This is a genomic window from Corticicoccus populi (assembly GCF_042686195.1).
Lineage (GTDB): Bacteria > Bacillota > Bacilli > Staphylococcales > Salinicoccaceae > Corticicoccus > Corticicoccus populi.
Window position 1 is genome coordinate 509,632 of record NZ_JBHUOQ010000001.1, and the last position, 23,423, is coordinate 533,054.

General features: G+C 39.0%; 26 protein-coding genes. 3 read left to right on the forward strand and 23 right to left on the reverse strand.

What is annotated here, in order from left to right; genetic code table 11:
• Positions 1-14: 14 nt before the first annotated feature.
• From der to cmk, 4 genes are all read right to left on the reverse strand, one after another.
• Positions 15-1,328: a ribosome biogenesis GTPase Der gene (gene der, locus ACFSX4_RS02695; protein WP_377771290.1), complete on the reverse strand. Its 1,314-nt coding sequence runs from the start codon at positions 1,326-1,328 to the stop codon at positions 15-17.
• Between the two features lie 89 nt (positions 1,329-1,417).
• A complete protein-coding gene (rpsA, locus tag ACFSX4_RS02700; protein WP_377771292.1) occupies positions 1,418-2,650 on the reverse strand; it encodes a 30S ribosomal protein S1 in 1,233 nt (410 codons plus the stop codon).
• A 72-nt stretch (positions 2,651-2,722) separates the two neighbouring features.
• A complete protein-coding gene (locus ACFSX4_RS02705) occupies positions 2,723-3,298 on the reverse strand; it encodes a lysophospholipid acyltransferase family protein (protein WP_377771294.1) in 576 nt (191 codons plus the stop codon).
• A 2-nt stretch (positions 3,299-3,300) separates the two neighbouring features.
• On the reverse strand, positions 3,301-3,966 hold the full coding sequence (cmk, locus tag ACFSX4_RS02710; RefSeq protein WP_377771296.1) for a (d)CMP kinase: 666 nt from the start codon (positions 3,964-3,966) through the stop codon (positions 3,301-3,303).
• A 180-nt stretch (positions 3,967-4,146) separates the two neighbouring features.
• Between cmk and ACFSX4_RS02715 the strand changes: the two genes are divergently transcribed.
• Positions 4,147-5,109: an asparaginase gene (locus ACFSX4_RS02715; protein ID WP_377771298.1), complete on the forward strand. Its 963-nt coding sequence runs from the start codon at positions 4,147-4,149 to the stop codon at positions 5,107-5,109.
• Positions 5,110-5,149: 40 nt separating this feature from the next.
• Here the strand turns inward: ACFSX4_RS02715 and ACFSX4_RS02720 are convergent, their stop codons facing one another.
• The gene (locus tag ACFSX4_RS02720; RefSeq protein WP_377771300.1) at positions 5,150-6,118 is read right to left on the reverse strand and encodes a YpdA family putative bacillithiol disulfide reductase; all 969 of its coding nucleotides are present in this window, start codon (positions 6,116-6,118) and stop codon (positions 5,150-5,152) included.
• Positions 6,119-6,126: 8 nt separating this feature from the next.
• Positions 6,127-7,257, reverse strand: a complete 1,131-nt coding sequence (locus ACFSX4_RS02725; RefSeq protein WP_377771302.1) for a LysM peptidoglycan-binding domain-containing protein — start codon at positions 7,255-7,257, stop codon at positions 6,127-6,129.
• A 183-nt stretch (positions 7,258-7,440) separates the two neighbouring features.
• Here ACFSX4_RS02725 and ACFSX4_RS02730 point away from each other — a divergent pair, with 183 nt between their 5' ends.
• The gene (locus tag ACFSX4_RS02730) at positions 7,441-7,689 is read left to right on the forward strand and encodes a ferredoxin (protein ID WP_377773421.1); all 249 of its coding nucleotides are present in this window, start codon (positions 7,441-7,443) and stop codon (positions 7,687-7,689) included.
• A 27-nt stretch (positions 7,690-7,716) separates the two neighbouring features.
• Here the strand turns inward: ACFSX4_RS02730 and ACFSX4_RS02735 are convergent, their stop codons facing one another.
• From ACFSX4_RS02735 to ACFSX4_RS02775, 9 genes are all read right to left on the reverse strand, one after another.
• Positions 7,717-8,268, reverse strand: coding sequence for an ECF transporter S component (locus tag ACFSX4_RS02735; protein ID WP_377771304.1), 552 nt, complete (start codon positions 8,266-8,268; stop codon positions 7,717-7,719).
• Between the two features lie 12 nt (positions 8,269-8,280).
• A complete protein-coding gene (locus ACFSX4_RS02740) occupies positions 8,281-9,966 on the reverse strand; it encodes a HAMP domain-containing sensor histidine kinase (RefSeq protein ID WP_377771306.1) in 1,686 nt (561 codons plus the stop codon).
• A complete protein-coding gene (locus tag ACFSX4_RS02745) occupies positions 9,963-10,673 on the reverse strand; it encodes a response regulator (protein WP_377771308.1) in 711 nt (236 codons plus the stop codon). The genes ACFSX4_RS02740 and ACFSX4_RS02745 overlap by 4 nt, the downstream gene beginning before the upstream one ends.
• An 18-nt stretch (positions 10,674-10,691) precedes the next feature.
• A complete protein-coding gene (gene ccsB / locus ACFSX4_RS02750; RefSeq protein ID WP_377771310.1) occupies positions 10,692-11,891 on the reverse strand; it encodes a c-type cytochrome biogenesis protein CcsB in 1,200 nt (399 codons plus the stop codon).
• 7 nt (positions 11,892-11,898) lie between these two features.
• Entirely contained in the window at positions 11,899-13,536 is a 1,638-nt protein-coding gene (locus tag ACFSX4_RS02755; RefSeq protein ID WP_377771312.1) for a cytochrome c biogenesis protein ResB, read from the reverse strand.
• An 11-nt stretch (positions 13,537-13,547) separates the two neighbouring features.
• Entirely contained in the window at positions 13,548-14,078 is a 531-nt protein-coding gene (gene resA / locus ACFSX4_RS02760) for a thiol-disulfide oxidoreductase ResA (RefSeq protein WP_377771314.1), read from the reverse strand.
• Between the two features lie 94 nt (positions 14,079-14,172).
• Positions 14,173-14,895 (reverse strand): pseudouridine synthase, encoded by a 723-nt coding sequence (locus ACFSX4_RS02765; RefSeq protein ID WP_377771316.1) that lies wholly within the window; start codon positions 14,893-14,895, stop codon positions 14,173-14,175.
• A complete protein-coding gene (gene scpB, locus ACFSX4_RS02770) occupies positions 14,888-15,430 on the reverse strand; it encodes an SMC-Scp complex subunit ScpB (RefSeq protein WP_377771318.1) in 543 nt (180 codons plus the stop codon). Before scpB ends, ACFSX4_RS02765 begins: the two co-directional genes overlap by 8 nt.
• A 4-nt stretch (positions 15,431-15,434) precedes the next feature.
• Positions 15,435-16,139, reverse strand: coding sequence for a segregation and condensation protein A (locus ACFSX4_RS02775; protein ID WP_377771320.1), 705 nt, complete (start codon positions 16,137-16,139; stop codon positions 15,435-15,437).
• A gap of 32 nt (positions 16,140-16,171) precedes the next feature.
• Here ACFSX4_RS02775 and ACFSX4_RS02780 point away from each other — a divergent pair, with 32 nt between their 5' ends.
• Positions 16,172-16,699, forward strand: coding sequence for a DUF309 domain-containing protein (locus tag ACFSX4_RS02780; protein ID WP_377771322.1), 528 nt, complete (start codon positions 16,172-16,174; stop codon positions 16,697-16,699).
• Between the two features lie 22 nt (positions 16,700-16,721).
• On the opposite strand, the gene ACFSX4_RS02785 is transcribed toward ACFSX4_RS02780, so the two are convergent.
• The 8 genes from ACFSX4_RS02785 to ACFSX4_RS02820 form a co-directional block, all read right to left on the reverse strand.
• Entirely contained in the window at positions 16,722-17,720 is a 999-nt protein-coding gene (locus ACFSX4_RS02785) for an ABC transporter substrate-binding protein (RefSeq protein ID WP_377771324.1), read from the reverse strand.
• Positions 17,721-17,740: 20 nt separating this feature from the next.
• The gene (locus ACFSX4_RS02790) at positions 17,741-18,520 is read right to left on the reverse strand and encodes an ABC transporter permease (protein ID WP_377771326.1); all 780 of its coding nucleotides are present in this window, start codon (positions 18,518-18,520) and stop codon (positions 17,741-17,743) included.
• Positions 18,453-19,295 carry an ABC transporter ATP-binding protein gene (locus ACFSX4_RS02795; RefSeq protein ID WP_377771328.1) on the reverse strand — a complete coding sequence of 281 codons (843 nt, stop codon included), beginning with the start codon at positions 19,293-19,295 and terminating at the stop codon, positions 18,453-18,455. The genes ACFSX4_RS02790 and ACFSX4_RS02795 overlap by 68 nt, the downstream gene beginning before the upstream one ends.
• Before the next feature lie 97 nt (positions 19,296-19,392).
• The gene (locus tag ACFSX4_RS02800; protein ID WP_377771330.1) at positions 19,393-19,935 is read right to left on the reverse strand and encodes a hypothetical protein; all 543 of its coding nucleotides are present in this window, start codon (positions 19,933-19,935) and stop codon (positions 19,393-19,395) included.
• Between the two features lie 185 nt (positions 19,936-20,120).
• The gene (deoB, locus tag ACFSX4_RS02805) at positions 20,121-21,305 is read right to left on the reverse strand and encodes a phosphopentomutase (RefSeq protein ID WP_377771332.1); all 1,185 of its coding nucleotides are present in this window, start codon (positions 21,303-21,305) and stop codon (positions 20,121-20,123) included.
• 8 nt (positions 21,306-21,313) lie between these two features.
• On the reverse strand, positions 21,314-22,198 hold the full coding sequence (gene xerD / locus ACFSX4_RS02810; RefSeq protein ID WP_377773423.1) for a site-specific tyrosine recombinase XerD: 885 nt from the start codon (positions 22,196-22,198) through the stop codon (positions 21,314-21,316).
• Complete coding sequence (fur, locus tag ACFSX4_RS02815) at positions 22,194-22,649, reverse strand: ferric iron uptake transcriptional regulator (RefSeq protein ID WP_377771334.1); 456 nt, start codon at positions 22,647-22,649, stop codon at positions 22,194-22,196. Before fur ends, xerD begins: the two co-directional genes overlap by 5 nt.
• Positions 22,650-22,741: 92 nt before the next feature.
• Positions 22,742-23,284 carry an NUDIX hydrolase gene (locus tag ACFSX4_RS02820; protein ID WP_377771336.1) on the reverse strand — a complete coding sequence of 181 codons (543 nt, stop codon included), beginning with the start codon at positions 23,282-23,284 and terminating at the stop codon, positions 22,742-22,744.
• Positions 23,285-23,423: the final 139 nt, after the last annotated feature.

The following is a 23,423-nucleotide window of genomic DNA, read 5'->3' on the forward strand; positions in this document are numbered from 1 at the left end:
CAATCAGTGACCTCCTAGTTTCTTGTTCTGCTTATAATATGAATCGGTGTGCCCGTAAACCCGAAGGCACCGCGAAGCTGGTTTTCAATATATCTCCGGTAACTAAAATGCATCAGCTCAGTATCATTTACAAAGAGGACAAATGTCGGAGGACCGACGCTCACCTGTGTACCGTAAAATATATTAAGTCTGTGTCCGCCCTTATCAGTCGGTGTCGGGTTCATGCTGACACTGTCTACAATTACTTCATTCAGTGTACTGGACTGAACACGTTTTTTATGGGAGTCGTTTGCTATTTTAACAAGCGGGAAAATAGTTGTTAAGCGGGATTTTGTTTTAGCAGATACAAACGCTATCGGTGCATAGTCCAGGAACTGGAACTGCTGCCGTATTTTTTCTTTGAATTTCTGCATGGTTTTTTCGTCTTTTTCAACAGCATCCCATTTGTTGACAACAATGACGACCGCACGTCCTGCTTCATGGGCAATACCTGCAATACGTTTATCCTGCTCAATAATTCCTTCTTCCCCGTTAATTACAAACAGAACGACATCTGACCGTTCAATCGCCCGGTTCGCACGAAGGACAGAATATTTTTCAGTATTTTCATAGACTTTACCCCGTTTTCTCATCCCGGCAGTATCAATCAAAGTATACTCATCATCGTCAAATGTATAGTGTGTATCTATAGCATCACGTGTAGTGCCGGCTATGTCGGAAACGATGACCCGGTCTTCCCCGAGGATTGCGTTAATCAAGCTGGACTTCCCTACATTCGGACGTCCGACCAGTGAGACTTTAATAGATGAGTCTTCTTCCTCTTCTATCTCAATGTCTTTAAAATAATCTGTCGCAGCATCGAGTGCATCGCCAAGTCCCAGTCCATGAGAGCCGGAAACCGGGAAAGGATCACCTAAACCAAGCTGGTAAAACTCGTATATTTCATTTCTCATTTCAAAATTGTCCACTTTGTTTACCATAAGAACAGTGGGTTTCTTTGATTTTTGAAGAATCCGTGCTACAAACAAATCATCTTCTGTAACACCTTCACGACCGTTTACAATCATCAGGATTACATCAGCCTCAAGTATTGCAATTTCAGCCTGCATTTTAATCTGTTCTTGAAATGGTTCGTCTTTAATTTCAATGCCGCCGGTATCTATAACGTTAAATTCATAATTCAACCAGTCTCCGGTCGCATATAATCGGTCACGAGTTACGCCTGGGGTATCTTCCACAATCGCTTTTCTCTCACCAATAATTCTATTAAACAATGTTGACTTCCCTACATTCGGGCGTCCAACTACAGCAATTGTCGGTTTATACATAAGTGTTGCCTCCTCTAATAAAATAATTTTAACATACAAACAAAAATAAAGGGCGATATTATATCGCCCTTTAAAAAGATAAATCTCGATTATAAATCCAGGTTTTTAAAACGATCACCGAATACATCTCCAAGTGTTGGACGGTCATCTTCTGTTTCATCGTTATATACTTTAGGTTCGTCTTTTGATTCCGGCTGACGTTCTGTGGTCTCTTTAATGGAAAGTGAGATTTTTTCAGAGTCCTCATTTATTGATAGAATTTTAACTTGAACTGACTCTTCTACTTTCAATACATCAGATGGAACAGCTACATGGTCGTGGCTGATTTCAGAGACGTGAACAAGTCCTTCAACACCAGGTGCAACTTCAACAAAAGCACCAAAATCAACAAGGCGTTTAACGGTTCCTTCTAAAGTATCGCCCACTGAGTTTTCTTTGGCAAAATCATCAAACGGGCTTGTTCCTGCCTGCTTAACAGAAAGGCTGACACGCTCATTTTCAGGATTTACATCCAGGACCTTAACTTTTACTTTATCACCAATGTTTACGGCATCTTCCACTTTTTCTACACGAGTGTAGCTGAGTTCTGAAATATGTGCAAGTCCGTCTACGTCACCAAGGTTGATAAAAGCACCGAAGTTTGTGATTCTCACAACTTCACCGTCAATTACAGATCCTTTTTCCAAGTTGGATAACTGTTTTTGTCTGTCCTGCTTTTTATCTTCTTCAATGATTCGTTTACGGTTTAGAATGACACGATTTTTTTCCTTGTCGATGTCTTCTACTTTAACCTGAACAGTCTGTCCTGCAAACTGCTCGAGATCTTCAACGTATTCATCTGAAAGAAGTGATGCGGGAATAAATCCACGGACACCTACATCAACAACAAGACCGGCTTGTACGACGTCCATTACAGTACCTGTAATTGTTTCATCGTTTTTTGCCGCTTCTTCAAGAGTATCATAGCTTTTCGTCTCTTCTAACTTACGTACAGAAAGGATGACGTTATGACGGCCCTCTTCTTCTTCAACTTTAATTACAACACCTTCAATTGTGTCATCTTCCGACACTACTTCATTCGGGTGTTCAATTCTTTGGTTGGTAAGTTGACTAATCGGGACAATACCTTCATATTCAGAGCCGTCTAAATGTGCTCTTATGAACTTATCCTCGACTTTGTAGACGGTACCTGAAACTTTGTCGCCTACATTATAGCCGCTGGAAGAGTTAACTTCAGTATTTTCATCTACCTCAGTATCACCCTCAGTTTGATTGTTAACTTCTTCGTTGTTTTCTTCATTTAAGATATCTTCTGTCGTCATGTGTCTGCCTCCAATTACATTACTATAAACTATATAACTAACTTCTTATAAAATAGTATATTTGTCAAGTGATTATTCTGAAAATAACAGATTATTGATGTCTTCGCGCAGTCTGAGTGTAATATCTTTGCGATTTTTTCCTTCATTTACCATTTCTTGAACATCGATTGGTTTTCCAAATACAACAGTGACTCCTTCTTTTCTGTTATATTTACCTTTAATCGCAGCAGGAACAATAACAGCACCAGCCTTAACAGCCATGAAACTTGCCCCCTGCTGGAAATCTTTGAGCTCTCCGTCCCTGCTTCTGGTCCCTTCCGGGAAGACAAGCATTGTACGTCCTTCTTTAAGAGCCTCTACAGAGTCTTTAAGCGCCTGCCGGTCACTTTTACCGCGTTCAACGGGAATGGTGTTCAGTCGTGATACGATGTTGCCGAAAACAGGGATTTTGAACAATTCTGATTTAGCAAAAAAGGACATTTCCCCTTTTAAACTGATTCCGATTAACGGTGGATCAAAATCGGAAATATGATTGGAACAGATTAAAACAGGACCTTCAGTCGGCACTCTGTCTTCACCGATTACTTTAATTTTAAATCTGGATTTATAAAATACAGTTACTAATTTTTTTGCCACATTGTACAGCATAATTATTCCCCTTCCACTTTCTCGAGTGCGAGTTTAATAATACATGATTCTACTTCTTCAATTGTCATCTCGCTTGTATCAAGTAAAAAGGCGTCTTCAGCCTGCACCAGCGGGGAAATTTCCCTCGACATGTCGAATTCATCGCGTTCCATAATCTGCTTAGTCAATGTTTCGAGGTCAACTTGATTACCGCGTTCCCGCTCTTCAATTAACCGGCGTTCAGCCCGCACTTTAGGAGAAGCCTGCATAAATATTTTCAGTTCGGCATCCGGCAGTACTGTTGTACCAACATCCCGTCCGTCCATCACAATCCCTTTTTCATCCGCCAGCTGCTGCTGCATATTAACCAGATATGTCCGGACTGCTTCATAGCTTGCAACCTTACTGACATTCGCAGTGACTTCTTTTGAACGAATGGCTTCAGTAACATCCTCATTATTTAATAAAACCCTCTGATTTCCGGAATCTTCATTTTTGAACCGGATATCTATTCGGTTTAAATTGTCGAACATTTGCTCCGTTCCATGATTTAAAGCATACAGAGTGACACTTCTGTACATTGCGCCTGTGTCAATATACATATAATTCAGTCTGCCTGCAACTCTCCGTGAAATTGTACTCTTCCCGGCTGCAGCCGGACCGTCTATTGCAATATTAATTATTTTCATATATACCCGCCTCAATTGATAGTTCCAGTACATTTTATCATATTTGCAGAAAATGAAGAAACGCTATTACTGATAAATAATATATTACTTGAAAATATCATGGAAATGATTTTATGTGTGTGAAACATGTTAAGATAATGAAGTATATTTTTAATTCTTCGAATTTAGTGGAGGTTGATTATGAAAAAGAATATTCTTGCCATCCATACCGGCGGAACAATCAGTATGTCTTCAAATAACGGTGTAGTAAGTGAACAGCAGAAAAACCCGGTCACGGTTGAAAATAACTTGGACCTTCCTGTCAATGTCACAGAAGTGTATCCGATTACGAAACCGTCACCGCACATTACCGTAAAAGATATGGACAGTATTAAAGAAATCATCCAGAAACATGAAAGTGAGTATGATGGATTCGTCATTACTCATGGAACAGATACTCTTGAAGAAACAGCCTATTTCCTCGAGTTATCAGTAAATACAAAACGTCCGATTGTTCTGACCGGTGCAATGCGGTCATTTGATGAACTCGGCAGTGACGGACTGTATAATTATCTGCTTGCTATAAGAGTGGCAGAAAATGAAGCTTCTTTAGACCGTGGTGTACTGGTTGTGTTTAACGATGAAATCCATACAGCCCGGTTTGTTACTAAAACACATACTTCCAATGTTGCGACTTTTCAAAGTCCAAATCACGGACCAATCGGTTTTGTAACAAAAGATGATGTGTATTATCATCACAGCATTCAGACTAAAGAAAAATTTGAACATGTAGATACAGATAAAAAAATTGCTTTAATTAAAGCGCATGTTGATCTGGACTCTTTATTTTTTGAGGCTGTCGTTGAAAATAACTTTGATGGTTTAATTGTAGAGGCACTCGGTCAGGGGAATATCCCGCCTTCAGCACTTGACGGGCTGAGGAAGGTTATCGAAGCGGATATTCCAGCTGTTGTAGTGTCACGGTCTTTTAATGGAATCGTCGGAGGCTACTATGATTACAAAGGCGGCGGAAGAGAACTTAAAAATCTTGGTGCTATTTTTTCAAACGGCTTAAATGGTCAGAAAGCCAGAATAAAATTATTAATCGCTTTATCCAATCAACTTGAATATGAAGAGCTCGCTGAATCATTCAGACAGAATTAAAAAAACGGTGCTATTTTTATAGCGCCGTTTTTTAATACCTTTATCTTTTTTTTACAATGTCTTTTACAATTTGAATACCATGGAACCTGCCGTTCTCTATGAATATTGTGTTGGCGTCATTGCCTGCTGCGATGACACCGGCAATATATAAATTGTCTACATTGGATTCCATCGTTTCTTTATCATGCTTCGGTGCTACACCGAATGCATTCGTATTGAGTTCAATTCCGAATGACTGCAGGAACCGGTAGTCAGGATGATAGCCGATCATTGCAAAAACGAAATCATTCGGCACTTCGAAGGTTTTCCCGTCCTTTTCAAGTACGACATACTTGTCTTTAATATCTTTGACCTCTGTGTTGAAATGCATCGTAATCTGCTCATTTTTAACTAATGAATCAAATTGAGGCAGAACCCATGGTTTCACACTTTTTGAATAGGCATCCTGGCGGTATACGACCGTCACCCCGGCACCGGCTTTTTCGAGTTCAATTGCTGCATCGACACTCGAATTTTTTCCGCCGATTACTAAAACATTCTGGTTGAAATAAGGATGTGCTTCTTTAAAATAATGGAATACTTTATCCTTTTTCTCACCCGGAATATCGAGTAAGTTCGGCTGCCCGTAGTAACCGGTGGCTACAATCAGATATTTACATTTGTACGTGTCTTTCGAAGTCTCAAGAACAAAGGAATCGTCTTCTTTTCTGCCGGAAGTGACTTCCTCATACGTATGAATATTTAAGTCGTAATGTTTAACCACTTCCCTGTAATAAACTAAAGCCTGATTACGTTTTGGTTTATGGGCCTCAGTGATAAAAGGAAAATCTCCGATTGACAGTTTTTCACTTGATGAGAAGAATGTTTGATGTGTCGGATAATTATAAATCGCATCAACAACATTCCCTTTTTCTATTACTAAATAATCAATATTATTTTTTTTAAGTTCTATAGCAGCGCTGAGACCGCATGGCCCCGCGCCGATTACTATTGCTTCAACTGTTGTCATTTCTGCACCTACTCTGGAATTACTATTGTTTGTCCGACTGATAAATCATTACCGCTGATGCCGTTTGCATCCCTTATCTTTTGGACATTATCAGGGTTGCCGCTGCCGTAATATCTAATGGCAATTTGATATAGATTGTCTTCGCCCGTTACTGTATGAGATGTACCACCTGATGGAACATCTTCAGATTCAACATCAACATCTGCATTTTCTTCTGTGTTTTCCTCTTCAGATGACTCTGAAGTACTCTCGTTTACGGATTCACTTTCTTCTGAAGTGTTTTCAGAAGAATCATTCGTTTCTTCTGTGTTTTCTCTGTCTTCTATAGCAGCACTGGCAGCTTCTTCCAGAGCTTCGGACTCTGCTTCACTAAATTCATGCTCTACATTTTCACTTGCAAGATCATCAGAGCTTTCAGAACTTTCTTCCGTATTATCTGCATTATCTGCTTCATCTGCAGAAGTGTCAGCATCTTCAGTTTCGTCTGCATTCTCATCTGAATTGTCATCCTGCGACTCAGCCATGCGGCGTTCCATTTCGAATCTCTGATCTTCAACTTCTTCATTCTCTTCATTACCTGCATCCGCAACTTCTTCCGTCTCATTTTCGGCATTTTCTCCGGCAATATCCATACCGTTATTTTCCGGCCAGAAGTTACTTGCGATCAGGACGAAGAGAATCACAGTAACAGGAACTAAAATAACACCGCCGATAATCATAGGCAGGAGGCTTCTCTTCCCTTCCTGCTTCTCTTTTTTGGGGGTTTCTTCAGACCCGGGGGACTCACCTTTTTGAGAGCGCATATCATTTATCTTTTCTTTAGTGGTATTCAGTTCAGAGCCGACACGTGATTTATAGCTGGAAAATTTCCCCGCAAAAAACGCCTTGGATTTATCGACATTTTCTTTGGAAAATATTTTTTTAGCACCTGCTACAAATTCACTTTCCTTTTTTTCTTCTTTCTCCTTTTCTTTAAGTCGATCTTTTTCCTCACGCTCTTTATATTTGGCGCTTCGACTTAGAGAAGGTTCTTCTTTTTCTGCTTTCCCGTCTTTTTTAGGCTCTTTTTTTGATGCCGCTTTTTCTTTCGACTCCTGAGCACGTTTATGTTCTATTTCTTTGTAAAAATTATCCTTCATTAGAAATTCTCCTCAACAATCCAACTTATATTAATTATATTATGATTATCATATAAATTAAAGTCTTATACGCCGTAAGTTTGAATGTTATTACATTTGTGTGAATTTATTTGAAAAAGGATATGATAGGACTTACAATATAATATGTATTTATGGATAAGAGGTGAAGATGAAAGTATGGAACTGAAGAAGTACACAATTGTGGATATGGATACTTGTATTGCCTGCGGTGCCTGCGGAGCGGCAGCACCTGATATATATGATTACGATGATGATGGTATCGCTTATGTTATTCTGGATGATAATAAAGGAATAAAAGCTGTACCTGAAGAACTATATGAAGATTTGGAAGATGCGTTTGACGGTTGTCCGACAGACTCAATTAAGCTTGCAGAAGAACCGTTTGACGGTGACGCACTCAAATTTGAATAATAAAAAGAGGCCGCACGGCCTCTTTTTTTATAAATTTCTTAACTTAGGGAGTAATTTTAAGTAGATAATAAATCCAACAACAGACACGAGAATTCCTTTTATAATATTAAAGGGGATAATCCCGGCAGTGATAATTACTCTTAAATTATTGATGATATCAGTCTGATCAATAATCATACCGTACATTGGCAGCAGTACAAAATAATTAAGTACAGCAAGCATTACAGTTAAAGCAGCAGTGCCGACGATAAAGCCGGTAATCAGTGCTTTTTTAGAAGGCCTTCTCATATAAATAAAATAAATCGGCAGTAAAAGTGAGAACGAAGCCAGCATATTCGCTATCGGACCAATGGGTTCACTGGCAGCGAGCAGCCCGTAAATCACAATTTTAAATATAATTACAAGTGAACCAGCAGCGCCGCCGAAAAGCATAAAGGCGATAAATGCCGGGATATCTGAAAAATCAACGGTCAGATACGGCGGCAGAAACGGAATCGGGAATTTGATAAGCATAAGTATAAATGATAAAGAAGAAAGTATGCTGATGATAATTAATTTTCTCAAACGTTGTTTCTCCATAGTTTTCTCCTCCTACTGTTTAGGAAATTTGATAATAAATGTAGATCCGACACCAAATTCACTTTCAAGTTTGATGCTTCCTCCATGACTTTCAATGATGCTTTTGACAATGTACAAACCGAGGCCGGTACCGTGTTTTCCGCGTGTTCTGGATTCATCCACTTTATAAAATCTTTCAAAAATCCGGTTTTGATGCTCTTTTTTTATTCCTGTACCTGTGTCTGAAATAAGAATAGTGATATCATCTTCTATACTTACATCTATAGTAATAGAATCCCCGGGTGATGTATATCTTATTGCATTATCAAGCAGGTTGTTCACCACATTTTCCATCTTATCATAATCAAAGTTGAAAATAACTGAGTCGTGAGGTGTATTTATATTAAGTGAAATGTCGTTTTCCTTAATATCATGCTTGAATTTAAAGGCAAGTTTTGAAAGCAGTGCCATGAAATCATTAGACGATTTATGAATCATGCCGCTTTCAGCTTCCATACGTGCGAGGCCGATTAATTCATTAACCATTTTATTCATTCTGTCAGATTCATCTTTAATGATACCGACCATCTCTTTAACCTCTTCCGGATCGGAAACGACATCATCAAGCAGTGCTTCTGAGTAGCCGCTGAGCATAACCATTGGTGTTTTCAGTTCGTGGGACACATTGGCAATAAATTCAGAGCGCATTTTCTCCGTATTTACTTCCTGGGTGATATTTCTGATTAATATGATGACACCATATGATGAATCTGTGATTTCAACCGGTGTGTAGGACAGTTGATAGTGATCTGAGTCTAATTCAATCCGCTCAATATGGCCTGACTTCTCTGTCATTACTTCCCGGACATTATCCTGTACTAAAGGTGCCTCTTCAGGATAAGATTTTAAATTTTCATACATTTCAGCGCCCTTTTGATTAGAGTACAGAAGTTCGAATGAATCATTAAAGTAAAGAACACCTTCATCCATGGAGTTGAAGATTTGTTCCCTCAGGTTTCGTTCGTGGACGACCATCGCAATATTTTTTTCAATATCATCATTCATTTTATTAAATGCGAGGGTCAATTCCCCGATTTCATCTCTGCTCAGAACTTCTAATTTATTGTATGTACCTTGTGCAGTTTTGAAAGATGAACGCTTCAAATTTATCAATGGACGCGTAATTCTGCTGATTAAAAAGAAGGCGAAAAATGTAGTCAGTATGAAAATAATACCGCCGCTGATAATTGTAATTAATGTAATGCCTATTATAGATTCATTAATGACTTCAAGATCCCGGTACTTAATAATTACCGGAGAATCATCCAGAAACGTATCCAAATATGAGATTTTAACCATATACGAATGATCAAAAATATCATCGATAATGACAGTCGTTTCCCTCGTATCGAGCTGCCTTACATAATTTTGAATTTCCTGTTCAATCTGATTTGTCGGGGTGATTGTTCGGTTGTCAGTGTAAAGAATCAGGTTATCTTCATGAAGCAGCTGTACTGAATCGAGCCCGTCTACATCATGCTCTCTCAAAATTAGTTCCTCTACACGGTGTAAATCTTCTTCAAGTATTGATTCGGTTGAGTTCAGCACATAGTTTCTAAAATAAAAGCTTAAAATGATTGTTAATATAATTAAAACTGCAGTTACCATCAGTATGATGGTGAACCACAGTTTTGTAACGACACTGTTGAAAAATTTCATGATTCATTAACCTCAAATTTATAACCGATACCCCAGACTGTATGAATCATACGGCTCGCCTCCGGTGAGACCTTATTGAGTTTTTCTCTAAGCCGTTTAACATGAGTATCCACTGTTCTTAAATCCCCGTAGAAGTCATAGTGCCAAACTTCTTTCAATAATTCCTCACGTTCAAAAACCTTATCCGGACTTTTAGCAAGAAACAGCAGCAGCTCATATTCTTTAGGTGTCAAATTAACTCGTTTATCATCTGCAATGACCCGGTGCGCATCGTTGTCTATAACTAAATGATCATAGACAATGACATCTTTCGCTGTCGCATCTTTTTCTATAAATGCTGTTTCTGATGAGCGTCTTAAAATTGCTTTGACACGTAAAACCACTTCTCTTGGGGAGAAAGGTTTTACGATGTAGTCATCCGCTCCGACTTCAAACCCTTCAACACGATTATTTTCTTCGCCTTTTGCCGTCAGCATAATAATCGGTGTGGATTTTTCTTTTCTGAGACTTTTAGCAACTTCAATGCCGTCAAGTTCAGGCATCATAAGGTCAAGCAGTATACAGTTGAACTCTTCATTTAAAGCAAGTTCAAGCGCCTGTTTTCCATTTTCAGCTTCAGTAATTTCATAATTTTCACGAGCCAAATACATATTGAGCAGTTTGCGGATACGTTCTTCATCATCCACAATTAATATTTTTTCTGTCATTATAACCCTCTTTTCATATTATGCGTATGAATGAAGACCTGCAACGATTAAGTTAATCGCGATTAAATTAAATATGATAAGCAGGAAGCCGATAACAGCAAGCCATGCGGATTTCTCGCCTTCATATCCCCTGTTCAAACGTAAATGCAGGAAAATAGTATAAAACATAAATGTGATAAATGCCCATGTTTCTTTAGGGTCCCAGCCCCAGAATCTGCTCCATGCGATCTGTGCCCAGATTGCAGCAAAGAATATTCCGCCGAGTGCAAATATCGGGAATCCGATAATGACTGAACGATAACCAATTTCATCCATCAAGTGTAAATCCGCTTTATTGGATAAAGGTTTTAACAGGGCAATGATTCGTTTTCTAAGAATCAGGCGGATAATACCATATACGATTACCCCAAGTATAATCGACCATACGACAGTGTTCAATGATTGTGCATTGATAATCGGAGGCAGGTCGATTCCTGTATGGAAGTGCTCAGTAGGTTCATAATTATTTTCCCCTGCATTTTCGACAGCAACAGCATCCTGATAGTTTACAAGACTCGGCAGATGATACTCTGCAACAACGTTTTGTCCCTGCTGGTCAGTGTAGTAGAATTCATCATTGTATCCGACAATTCCCTGCATGACAACAGTCGTAGCGATGTATACCAGAATAGTTACAATCAATGCCATAATCATTTCGAGTGCAGATGCACGTTTTGATTTTTCGTCGGCAGGTATTGCTTTTAAGAGATAAATTAAACCGGCAACAGCACTCATTGAGAGAATACCGTAGGACAATGTCACTGTAATAACATGTATCGCAAGCCAGCTGCTCTGCAGTGCAGGTATCAGTGGTGCTGCATCTGTAGAGAAGAGACTTCCGTATCCGATTAACAGAAGAGACAGCGGAATCGCAAATACACCGATAATTTTAGTCTTAAAATAAAAATAGGTGACTAAAAATCCGCCGATCATCATAATAGAGAACGTTGCGATAAATTCATACATGTTTGAAACAGGCGCATGACCGGTCGCAGTCCATCTCAAAACGAAATACAGTACCTGAAAAATGAAAGCAACTATAATCATTGTGATTGCAATTTTTTCAGGTTTTTTACTTCTGGCTTTGAAGCTTATTCCCAGCGGCACAAGTGACACCAGGAGAAGCAGGAAAGCGGTATATAAAAGCCAGTCGCTGGCTGATAGAAATATTGAATCCATTTGTTAACTACTCCTTACCCTCTTTATTATTTTCTTCTTCCTCAACTTTATCGTGAACCTCATTATAGTTATTTTCAGTAAGCGCAGTATTCAGATCTTTCTTCAATCCAAAATAGTTCTTATTTGTATGCGCACTTAATATAAAGCCGTCTTCAGCATTAATCCAGATTCTTCTGTGATTGACATAAGAACCAATGAAGAGTCCGATAAGGAAGATGATAAACCCTGTTGCAATGATCGGGATGGTTACATCCTTTTTCAAAGTTAATACTGAAGCCATATGGTTCTCTGCTTCAACAAAGCGTATGGAGTATTCATTACCTTCAGTAATTTCGTTTGAATTCATAATCTGGAGCAGACTGAGTTCGGATTGTTCGCCGTCAGTGACTTCAAAAACAAAAGCAGGATTTCTTGCAACAGGTGTTTCGGAAATCAATGTGCCGTTTTCTCCAATTTCCAGAAAGTCCGGTGCAAATGCACGCATTTTTATTTCGAAGCCGTCGCCGACATCGTAACTGTCTTCTGTATTATCAAGATCTACAGTAAACTGCTCACCGACATCATTACCCTCTGAATCTTCAAGTCTGAATGTCATGGACTTCATCTGTGAATCATCATAACTTGACTGATACAGTTCAAAGTTTTCAAATCGGAAAGGATGGTTCACACGGATACTGTCTTCAGCAATTTCAACTAAGTCCGGTGAAGCACCGACAACATCGTTATTTTGATTTTCATAAAATGTAATATCCGTCTGGAAATTACTGATGATCATTTCATTCGACTGCTGCAGTGTTTCATCGAACACTGTACCGCTGTCTTCATCATAAGTATCCAGAGTAAAACCATTATTTTCTACATAATACTGACCGTCAGTTTCCGGTACCTGGGCAGTCTCGCCTTCTTGTATGTATATGATTTCATCAATGTACATATCCGGAAAGAATCTGAGCATGCTGCCGATTAATAAAATAATCAGTCCGGTGTGGTTGATATAAGGTCCCCACCTCGACAGCCGCCCTTTCTCAAGAAGATGATGGTTTCCGTCACTGCGTATTTTATATCGCTTATTTTTTAAAGACTGAAGTACTGCGTCAACATTTGAACGATCAGTATCTTCGAAAGTGACACGCTGTCTTTTAAAATATGACGGGTGTTTTTTGACTCTTTGATTTTTCAATGATTTATACAGCGGAATGCCTCTGTCAATGGATGCTGCGATAATAGACAAAGCAAGCATACCGTTCATTAATATGAACCACCAGGAAGAGTATAAATTGTGGAATCCGAGTTCATAGTACAATCGTCCGAGAGTACCGTAATTTTCATCGTAGTAGTCGGCAGGGTTAACACCTATAGGAATAAAATATTCCTGAGGGAAAATTGTGCCGACTGCAGCAGCAATCGCAATCAATAAGATAATGGTCACACCGACTTTAATCGATGTAAAGAAAATCCATATTTTATCAAAAATACTTTTAGAACGTGTTTTTGAGCGGATGGCACTGCCGTCATAACGCATGACATCTTTTATTTTTTTCTTATCATAATCACTGTTAATCATCTTACCGCATGATTGACACAGCTGTGTACCGGGCGGATTGACATGTCCGCACGATTCACATTTGATTTCTTTCAGTTCCATTAAATCTCACCCTATTCTGAAGCTTCTTTAATAAATTCCCGGATATCTTCCTCAGTCAACTGATATTCCTGTTTTTTAACAACTGTGCCCTCTGAATCAATGGCCACAGTTGTTGGTAAAGGACCGATTTGATACGCACTGACGACATCTCTGTTTTGATCAAGTGCAATCGGGAATGTTAAATCAACCGGAAGACCGGATAAGAATTGGTTAATCTGCTGCGGACCTTCTGCTACATTGACAGCAATGATCTCTACATCTTCATGGCCTTCGGAATATATATTTTGAAGGTCAGGCATTTCTTCACGGCAAGGTTTACACCAGGTGCCCCAGAAATTTAAAATGACCCCTTTATCACCGAGTACTTCCGATAACTGCAGTTCTTCACCATCAAGTGTTTCAAGTTGGAAATCAACTGCCTCGTCACCGACAGCAACAGTCTGATTATCAGAAGTCAGATTAAACCATAATGTAAGACCGATAAGAACTAATACAACAACAATAATAATAATTCTCATTAAATTTCTCGTTTGTTTCTTCAATCTGTATCACACCTTTTTTCAGCCATTCATTCAATAATTATATCATTTAATAAAAATCACCGATATGACAGTATTATGACACTTTAATGATGAATCAGGCTTTTGCGTTGGCAACAAGCTTTTTAATTTCGTGTGGTTTTAAGTAGCGGTATTCTCCTTCTCCCAGTCCTTCAAGGTTCAGGAAATCATAATTTACGCGGGTTAACTTTAAAACTTTTAAGCCGAAGTGTTCAAACATGCGGCGTACCTGCCTGTTACGACCTTCATGAAGCGTTACTTCGAGAATCATATTTTTATTCTTTTTATCACGGATGACATTGACTTCGGAAGGTGCAGTTTTTCCATCTTCCAGCATAATTCCGGATTCCATCTGCTTTTGCTCATGACGTTTTAATATACCGTCGACTTTTACACGGTAAGTTTTTGTCACTTCATATTTGGGATGTGTCATATATTGCGTAAACTCTCCGTCATTTGTCAGGATTAATATTCCAGACGTATCATAGTCCAGACGACCGACAGGATACACACGCTTTCCGAGCTCGGTAAACAGGTCTGTTACTGTCGAGCGTCCCCGGTTATCTTCTACAGCAGAAATTTCACCTGCAGGCTTATAGTACAGAATATATACTTTATCTTCTTTAGTAATGAGGACGCCGTCCACTTCAATTTTATCACTGCGGGTAACTTTAGTTCCTAGTTCAGTCACGATTTCGTCATTCACACTGACACGCCCTTCAGTAATAAGCACTTCTGCTTTACGTCTCGAAGTCACGCCACTATTTGCTATTGCTTTTTGTAATCTGATTTCAGTCATTTTTTTCCTCCGTCTGGAGACTGTTGAAAAACAGTTCCATTTCTTCTTGTTCTTTTTCATCTTCCTGTTCCGGCAGATCGTTAATCGTTTTCAATCCAAATACCTGCAGAAAATGTTCCGTTGTAACAAAATAGTTTGCCCGCTCATCCTCAACCTGTGTTTTTTTGATTAGCCCTTTATTCACAAGTGTTGAAACCGGACCGTCAGATGCGATGCCTCTTAATTCTTCAACATCACTTCTTGATACAGGCTGATTGTAGGCAATGATTGATAATACTTCTAAAGAAGCCTGTGACAGTCTGCCCTTCGGTTTGTCTGAAAGGAGACGGTTTATATACTTCTCCATTGACTTTGATGTTGTTAAATAAAACATGTCGTCATGATATGAAATGAGTAAATGCGGTTTATTAAATTTTTCCACTTCATTGTATAGCTGTTCTCTTGTAATCGGCACATGTTCAATCAATTGTTTTTCATTCAGCCCGAGATCACCCGCAACATACAGCAGACCTTCAATAATATCTATCTTTTCCATACGATTATACCCTCTCAAATTCATAATTCCCATCGTCGTGAAGACTGATTGAAATATCTTTGCTTTTAATCATTTCCAAAATAGTGACAAATACTGCAACAATCATCGGTTTTGATTCATTGAATGAAAACATATCTGTGAAATGAATTTTATTTTTGGAATTGAATTTATTAAAGATAAAATGCTCAGCTTCTTCTCTCGAGATTACCTCACGCCGCACAGTAACAGCCCTCGGCACATCCAGGATAATACGTCTCTTCACTTTTTGATAGGCTTCGATTAAATCATTTATATCCAATGAAGAAATCTGGTCTTCCTCAGATTCATCCAGCTCATGGGGCGGTTTGATAAAAATCTTGTCCTGTTCCGCTTTCAGTTTCTCAAGTTCATTCGCATAGGCTTTAAAATTCTGATATTCTAATAATTGTTCCATCAACCGCTCTCTTGGATCTTCAAAATCCTCCTCAAGATGGGCAGGTTCCGGGAGCAGCATAAAACTTTTAATTTTAAGGAGTTCACTTGCCATAACCAGGTATTCGCTCGCGATATTGATTTCCAGATCTTTCATTTGTTCAATGTAATCCATATACTGCCGGGTTAAAACAGCCATAGGAATATCATTAATATCAATCTCAAGTTCCTTGATTAAATGTAATAATAAATCGAGCGGACCTTCGAAGACATCGAGCCTGACTTCATAAGTTTTCATAAAATATTACCTCAAATACTGGAGTGAGTCGTATGCATCAGACACACCTTTTAAATTTCTACAACGAATTTATTATAAAGCAAGATTACTTTGAATGCCATGAAATCATGGAAGAACAATGGAAAGAAAAAGAGAGATTCACTAAGAAAGATCCGGAAGTTTTTTTAATTTTGATTGCAACAGCAGAATATCATTACAGACGCGGTAACCTCTCTGGTGCAGAAACATCATACAAAAGAGCCTTAAAATTATTTCAGGAGGCCCCTTTTATACTGAGGAAGTACGGCTTGTCGGAAAATGCTGTAGAAGTTTTTGAAAATCGTTTACATAATATTAATTATGTAAACTTCAAGGTGATAGAGTTCCCTCTTTCGTGTGAATATTTCTTGATGCTGCAAGAATTGATAATGCCTGAAGCATCGCCTGAAACCTTTAAAGTGTTTATAGATAATCTGAAAGTTCTGGATGAACAGACCGTTCACAAACATAAAATGCGGGACAGAGCTCCGGTAATTGCGGAAAGGCTGCAGTCGCTTAAGAATAAAAACAGAGAAGAGTAAAGAAACAGCGGGCGCTGTCTCTTTACTCTTCATTTTCTTTCAATACTCTTTCAAGGAATTCAAGGTTAACCAGTCCATTAATATCATTTGTAGGGATATAATGAGCCTCATAACTAATATCTGCCATATCCTGCATTACTTCTTCATTGATATCATATGAAGGTGAAAGGCGTCTGGATGCTTTGAGTGTTTCATCAAAGTCCAGTTCCTCCCCTGTTAGTTCATGCATATGACTGATAAATATTTGAACAGCTTCCTCTTCATTTTCTTCAATAAATTCTACTGCTTTAATATGGGCTCTTGTGTAGTCTTCTGTAAGTCCTGGATTTGCTTCAGTAAAAGATTTTCTGGCTGCAACCACTGTTGTTGTGGATTCAGTGCCCCAGCCAAACTCTGTCTCATCCTGTATAATGTCAGCATTGGCCTGATGCTCCATATAGACACCCCACGGTTCCTGTGTTGCAGCAGCATCAACATTTTCCTGTATCAAAAGAGAAGATGTATCCGCCGGTGCCTGGGGGACAAGCTTAACTGTACCGCCGGCATCCTCGAGCTGAAGTCCAACTTCTGCCAATTCATACCTAAGTTGTATATCCTGTGTAGATCCGATAGTTGGAACAGCCACACGTTTGCCGTCAAGATCCTCTACACTCTCAATTCCTGAATTTTCTCCGGAAACCAGTACAGCACCTCCATTTGCGGCACCCAGAATAATTTCATGTTCCGGGTAGCGGGTATAAGTGGTTGTAGCAGGTGTTGGCCCGACAGTACCGATATCAAATTCGTTTGTGGACATTGCCTCCATAAATGAACTGCCGTTCGGAAATGTCATGGTTTCAATATTGACTGAGTGACCGAATTCCTCTTCAAAATAACCCTTTTCTAAAGCGACAATTGTTGTAATGTGTGTGAAATTTGGAAAGTATGCAATTCTGATTTCGTCATTTTTTTCTTCATAACTTCCGCATCCGCTAAGAAACACTGCAAGAGACAACAATATGAATATATATCTTTTTCTCATCTGTACTTCCACCCCCTCTTCTATCTACCAAGCCCGAATCGTTCAGATACTTTTCGTTCAATTCTCAGGAAGACAAAGTTATCAATGATTGTACCGATAATACCAATAATAATCATAATTGACAGAACAAGATCCATCGCCTGCAGTGAACGGCCCATATCAAGCAGGTAACCGAGACCGCCCGTTGAACCGAGAAGCTCCCCTGCCATAATAGCCCGCCATGCAAATGCCCATGCAACACGCAGTCCTGAAATAATATGCGGTAAAGAAGCCGGGAAAATGACCGTTCTTGCCAGGTGGAGTCCTGATGAGCCGAGTGTTTCTGCTGCATTCAAATATATTTTCGGGACATTTTTAAAACCTGTGCTTGCATTTACAGTCATTGTCCACGTGGCGCCGATTGCGACAATAAACAAAATCGCTGTGTTTCCAAGACCAAACCATACAATAGCCAGAGGGAACCATACGATACTCGGGATGGACTGCAGTGCGGTAACGAAAAAGCCAAGTGTATCGTCAACCCACTTATATTTTGCAATCAGAAAACCAAAAGTAAGGCCGAGAACAATGGCTATTGAAAATCCAATTAGAAGTCTGCCAAGTGTGATACCTGTTGCCGTAATAATCTGCCCGGAAATAATTCCACTGAATAAAGTTTTCAGGACTGTAACACCACCGGGGTCATTTGGTATTACTAAAGGTGGAAACATGAACGTCGGGAAAAACCCAAGTTTAGATATGACTTCCCAAATCGTAACGATCACGATCACGAATATCACGCGTCTTAAAGCTGTAGTCATCACCAAATTCCTCCTTCAGTACTTTCTGCATTTCTTCTTCCAGCTCATCCATTACTCTGCGTTCCAGGTCAACGATGACACTATCGGAAGGATCACGCGGTCGTGCAGACTGAACTTTAAATTCTTTTTTAATTCTTCCGGGGCGTGTGCTCATAAGCAATACTCTGTCACTGAGTGTCAATGCTTCTCTTATATTATGTGTGATAAAAATAATCGTTTTCCCTGTCTCTTCCCAGATTTTCTGTAATTCCTGATGAAGAACCAGCCGGGTTTGTTCATCAAGAGCTGCAAAGGGTTCGTCCATTAAAAGTACATCAGGATCCATAACGAGGGAACGTGCTATCGCGACACGCTGCTTCATTCCTCCGGAAAGCTCATGAGGATAGGCATCTTTAAACTTTGCAAGATGTACCATCTTAAGCCCGTCCATCGCTCTTTTTTCAGCTTCATGTTTTGAGATTTTCTTTAATTTTAGTCCGTACATGACATTGCCGATTACTGACATCCATGGAAACAAGCCGCCTTCCTGAAAGACGACGACCCTGTCGGTGCCGGGTCCTGTCACAGTTTTTTTATTTACTTCAATTTCTCCGGAAGTTGGTATATCGAGTCCTGCAATCAACTTTAGAATAGTCGATTTCCCGCACCCTGAAGGTCCGAGAATTGATACAAATTCACCATCTGAAATTGAAAAATCAATATTTTCAAGCACTTTCAGCGGCTGCTGCTTATTTTTGGAGAATGATTTATTTACTGCTGAGACGTTTACTTTCATTTAAAAATGTCCCTCCTCTAATATCCTACTAATTAAATATGGATTATACAGGTCATAAAATCACTAAGTCAATATTTTATTGTGAAAACTATTGAAATTAAAAACTATGGATGCTGAAGTAAATGATATAAACGACAATCCAGACTAAAGACCAGATGCCGATTTTCAGTTTCATGCTCAAATTTTTAAAAACGACGCGGGAGAGAAAAAAAGCAGTTAAAGAAACCAGTAAAAAGCGGATTAAACGTGCGGGAATACTGAAAAGGAGGAACATAAATATATTTGTATATTCAGGTGCCTCTGAAGCAAATAATTTATAAGGGAGACCAAATAACGGTCCGGTAATTAATGCATTAAAAGTATTTGATGCCATATTTTCATTGATACTGTCAAACATATATCCATGAACTGCAGGAATATAAAGCATGAGTGAACGGACAGTATCGCCGTTTAGAGAGCTGAATATGTATATGAATGCACCGCCGAGAAGCGCGCCTGAGAGACAGATGATGTTCGCAGTGAAAACACGTTGAAGTGTCCTGGAACGGAGTGCATATAAAGATAAAATAACGTCTGGTATGATGAAAAACCAGACAGCTTCGCTGAATCCCCATATAAAAATGATTAGAAAAAATATCAATGTATACGCCTCCCTATTATAATTGAGCCGGCTGACGGACTGTAGTAATTACAATATACACAATAAGGAAAACACTGACAAATTAAAAAGCACCCGGAGCGGGTGCTTTCAGCTATACAATAAATATCCAGTAAACCAGTCCCCAGATGATAGCGAAAACGAGGATAAATATAAAAGTAAAGTATTTATTTTTCATCTGCAGTCAGCTCCTGATACAAGCTGTCTCCATGTGTTTCATAATTGATGTTGAAATTTTCAGCAATTGTAGCAGCAAGGTCGGCAAACGTATTGCTTTGTCTGATTTGTTTATAATTCATATCACGGCCGGCCTTAATTAGAAGCGGTACGTATTCACGCGTGTGATCCGTTCCTTTATAGGTCGGGTCATTCCCGTGATCTGCAGTAATAATTAATAAATCATCTTCCCGCAGTTTACTGTAAATCTCAGGCAGCCTTTCATCAAAAGCCTCAAGTGCTTTACTGTATCCTTCAGGATCTCGGCGGTGACCGAACATTGCATCAAAATCAACAAGATTTAAAAATGACAAGCCGTTAAAGTCTGTGTCCAGGACATCCAAAAGTTTATCGACACCATCCATATTGTTTTTAGTTCGGACGGAATCTGTCACACCGGAACCGGTGAAAATATCATTGATTTTACCAATAGCGACAACATCATTGCCATTGTCTTCAAGTGCGTTCAATACTGTTTTTCCAAATGGTTCAAGCGCATAATCATGTCTGTTTTCAGTACGTGTGAACGTCTCTTTACTGCTGCCGGTAAATGGACGGGCAATCACTCTGCCCACTAAGAATTCAGGGTCTTTAGTCATTTCACGGACTTTCTCACAAATCTCATAAAGTTCTTCAAGAGGAATGACGTCTTCATTTGCAGCAATCTGCAGTACAGGGTCATTGGAAGTATAGACGATTAAATCGCCTGTCTTCATCTGTTCTTCTCCGTATTCTTTGATGATTTCAGTTCCACTGGCAGGTTTGTTGCCGACAATACCTCTTCCGGTTGCTTTTTTAATTTTATCAAGCAGTTCTTCCGGGAAACCGTCTGGATATACTTTAAATGGTTCCGTAATGTTTAAACCGGCAATTTCCCAGTGGCCGGTCATTGTATCTTTTCCGCGTGAAACCTCCTGCATCTTACTGTAAAAAGCTTCTGTTGTTTCCGGGCATCCAATTCCCGGCAGTGTATCAATACACCCGAGTCCCAGTGATTCAAGATTAGGAAGTTTAACAGGGAACGCGTTCAAAGTATGTTTTAATGTATGTGTCCCTGCATCACCAAACTCTTCGGCATCCGGCGCAGCACCAATACCGACTGAATCCAAAACAATTAAATGTATTCTATTAAACATATTATCTCCTACTTTCTGGGGTGAAACTGCTTGTACATTTCACGTATTTTTGTTGCAGATATCTGAGTATAGATCTGCGTGGTACTAATGTCGGAGTGGCCGAGCATTTCCTGAACGGCTCTTAAATCCGCTCCGTTTTCAATTAAATGCGTTGCAAATGAGTGCCTGAATGTATGGGGTGTAATCCTGCGGTCAATCCCGCTCAGTGTCTCATACTTTTTAATTGTTTTCCATAATCCCTGCCTCGTGAACCCTTTACCCCTGTTGGTAATAAAAAGGCTGTCAGTATTATCCTCTTTTAAAAGTGAGATTCGGACGTCCTTAATATATTCAGCAAGCAGTTTTGCAACATAATCCGTAATTGGAACGATTCTTTCTTTACTGCCCTTCCCTCTTACACGGATAAAGCCCATGTCATTATTAACTTCAGTGACAGCAATGCCAATGAGCTCACTGACACGTATCCCTGAAGCATATAAAAGTTCCATCATCGCCTTATCTCTTTTTCCTGCAAGTGAATCATCGGGTGTATTTAAGAGTGTTTCCATTTCTTCTACTGAGAGATACTCAGGCAGTTTTTTTTCTTCTTTAACTGCAAGAAGACGTGTAGCCGGATTATGTGAAGACAGGTTTTCATTCAGCATAAACTGGTGAAAATTACGCAGCGTTGACTGAATGCGGGTCACTGTTTTCGCACTCATTCCTTTTTCCCGCAATGACTTTAAAAATAAAATTAATGTATTTGAGTCAATATCATCAACATTTTTAATGTTGTTTGACTCAAGGAAGTGTAAATAATGTTTTAAATCCTGTTTGTATGAATCTATTGATGCAGTACTTAATCCCTTTTCAATTTTTAAAAAGGTAATATATTCAGTGATATTATGTTCAATCATTGTTGTCTTCCTCATTACTGCAGTTTCTGCATATCCCGTGAAAAGTTAAACGGTGGTCTGTAATTTGAAATTGATAATCCCGTTCTACAATATTTTCAACTTCCGGAAGGAGATCTTCTTCGATTTCCTCGACAGAACCGCATTTGATGCAGACGAGATGGTGATGTGAATGCTTTGCACCCTCTTTTCTGAGGTCATATCTCGCCACACCGTCACCAAAATTAATTTTGTCCAGAACTTTAAGTTCATTTAGTAATTCAAGCGTACGGTAGACGGTTGCAAGACCAATCTCAGGATACTTGTCTTTTACTTTCATAAATACATCTTCAGCGCTTAAATGATCACTTTCATTTTCAAGTAAGACCCTGACAGTCACTTCACGCTGTGGTGTTAATTTGTAACGAGCATCATGAAGTGCTTCTTTAATTTTTTGTATACGTTGTTCCACGACGCCACCTACTTTACTGTTTATCATCCATATTATAACGGAAATCGACGGTTTTTAAAAGTTTATTTATAATAATTATAAATAATAGAATGTTATCTTAATTGACTGATTACATATTGTACAGCAATTAACGTTTTAGCATCTTTAATTTTATTTTCTGTAATATAACCAGGCAGTTCATCTACATGAATTTTAACAACATCCAAAAACTCGTCATCTTCCAATGCCTGTGCTTCAAATGAAAGATTTTTTGCATGAAACAGACGGATGTATTCATTTGAAAACCCCGGTGCAGCATAAAATTCCGATACAAGCGAAATGTCTTCACTGACTGCCCCGATCTCTTCTTTTAGTTCTTTTTTTGCAGTTACTGATGGTTCTTCACCAATTTCTATTTTCCCGGCAGGCACCTCGAGAAGCACTTCACGGGTCGCAAGACGGTACTGTCTGACAAAGTACATGTAATCATTATAAACTGCAATCAGTGCAACTGCACCTTTATGATATGCAATTTCCCGGTAGGAAGTATTATTATCAGGCAGCCTTACTTTTTCATGTTTTACATCAATGACCCTGCCTTTAAAAATATCATTGGATTCAATAATTGTCTCAACCAAATGTGAATCATTACTCATGACTGCAGTCTCCTTACTTTATTACTTTCCATTATAAATATACCATTTTAAAAATAAGTACAAAAGAACTTATGATAAATGCATGATAAATAACGAACTGCTATAATTATAAATACCATTATATCAAATTTTAGGAGCT

What these genes read in the sequence shown, in the direction of transcription:
- ACFSX4_RS02735 (WP_377771304.1), bottom strand. Translation starts at nt 8,268, where the DNA reads ATGGAGAAACAACGTTTGAGAAAATTAATTATCATCAGCATACTTTCT.
- ACFSX4_RS02755 (WP_377771312.1), bottom strand. Translation starts at nt 13,536, where the DNA reads ATGGAACTGAAAGAAATCAAATGTGAATCGTGCGGACATGTCAATCCG.
- ACFSX4_RS02785 (WP_377771324.1), bottom strand. Translation starts at nt 17,720, where the DNA reads ATGAGAAAAAGATATATATTCATATTGTTGTCTCTTGCAGTGTTTCTT.
- ACFSX4_RS02795 (WP_377771328.1), bottom strand. Translation starts at nt 19,295, where the DNA reads ATGAAAGTAAACGTCTCAGCAGTAAATAAATCATTCTCCAAAAATAAG.
- ACFSX4_RS02780 (WP_377771322.1), top strand. Translation starts at nt 16,172, where the DNA reads ATGCATCAGACACACCTTTTAAATTTCTACAACGAATTTATTATAAAG.
- cmk (WP_377771296.1), bottom strand. Translation starts at nt 3,966, where the DNA reads ATGAAAATAATTAATATTGCAATAGACGGTCCGGCTGCAGCCGGGAAG.
- ACFSX4_RS02725 (WP_377771302.1), bottom strand. Translation starts at nt 7,257, where the DNA reads ATGAAGGATAATTTTTACAAAGAAATAGAACATAAACGTGCTCAGGAG.
- ACFSX4_RS02705 (WP_377771294.1), bottom strand. Translation starts at nt 3,298, where the DNA reads ATGCTGTACAATGTGGCAAAAAAATTAGTAACTGTATTTTATAAATCC.
- rpsA (WP_377771292.1), bottom strand. Translation starts at nt 2,650, where the DNA reads ATGACGACAGAAGATATCTTAAATGAAGAAAACAACGAAGAAGTTAAC.
- ACFSX4_RS02765 (WP_377771316.1), bottom strand. Translation starts at nt 14,895, where the DNA reads ATGACTGAAATCAGATTACAAAAAGCAATAGCAAATAGTGGCGTGACT.
- ACFSX4_RS02790 (WP_377771326.1), bottom strand. Translation starts at nt 18,520, where the DNA reads ATGACTACAGCTTTAAGACGCGTGATATTCGTGATCGTGATCGTTACG.
- ACFSX4_RS02715 (WP_377771298.1), top strand. Translation starts at nt 4,147, where the DNA reads ATGAAAAAGAATATTCTTGCCATCCATACCGGCGGAACAATCAGTATG.
- ACFSX4_RS02720 (WP_377771300.1), bottom strand. Translation starts at nt 6,118, where the DNA reads ATGACAACAGTTGAAGCAATAGTAATCGGCGCGGGGCCATGCGGTCTC.
- ACFSX4_RS02740 (WP_377771306.1), bottom strand. Translation starts at nt 9,966, where the DNA reads ATGAAATTTTTCAACAGTGTCGTTACAAAACTGTGGTTCACCATCATA.
- deoB (WP_377771332.1), bottom strand. Translation starts at nt 21,305, where the DNA reads ATGTTTAATAGAATACATTTAATTGTTTTGGATTCAGTCGGTATTGGT.
- scpB (WP_377771318.1), bottom strand. Translation starts at nt 15,430, where the DNA reads ATGGAAAAGATAGATATTATTGAAGGTCTGCTGTATGTTGCGGGTGAT.
- ACFSX4_RS02745 (WP_377771308.1), bottom strand. Translation starts at nt 10,673, where the DNA reads ATGACAGAAAAAATATTAATTGTGGATGATGAAGAACGTATCCGCAAA.
- der (WP_377771290.1), bottom strand. Translation starts at nt 1,328, where the DNA reads ATGTATAAACCGACAATTGCTGTAGTTGGACGCCCGAATGTAGGGAAG.
- ccsB (WP_377771310.1), bottom strand. Translation starts at nt 11,891, where the DNA reads ATGGATTCAATATTTCTATCAGCCAGCGACTGGCTTTTATATACCGCT.
- ACFSX4_RS02775 (WP_377771320.1), bottom strand. Translation starts at nt 16,139, where the DNA reads ATGAAAACTTATGAAGTCAGGCTCGATGTCTTCGAAGGTCCGCTCGAT.
- ACFSX4_RS02820 (WP_377771336.1), bottom strand. Translation starts at nt 23,284, where the DNA reads ATGAGTAATGATTCACATTTGGTTGAGACAATTATTGAATCCAATGAT.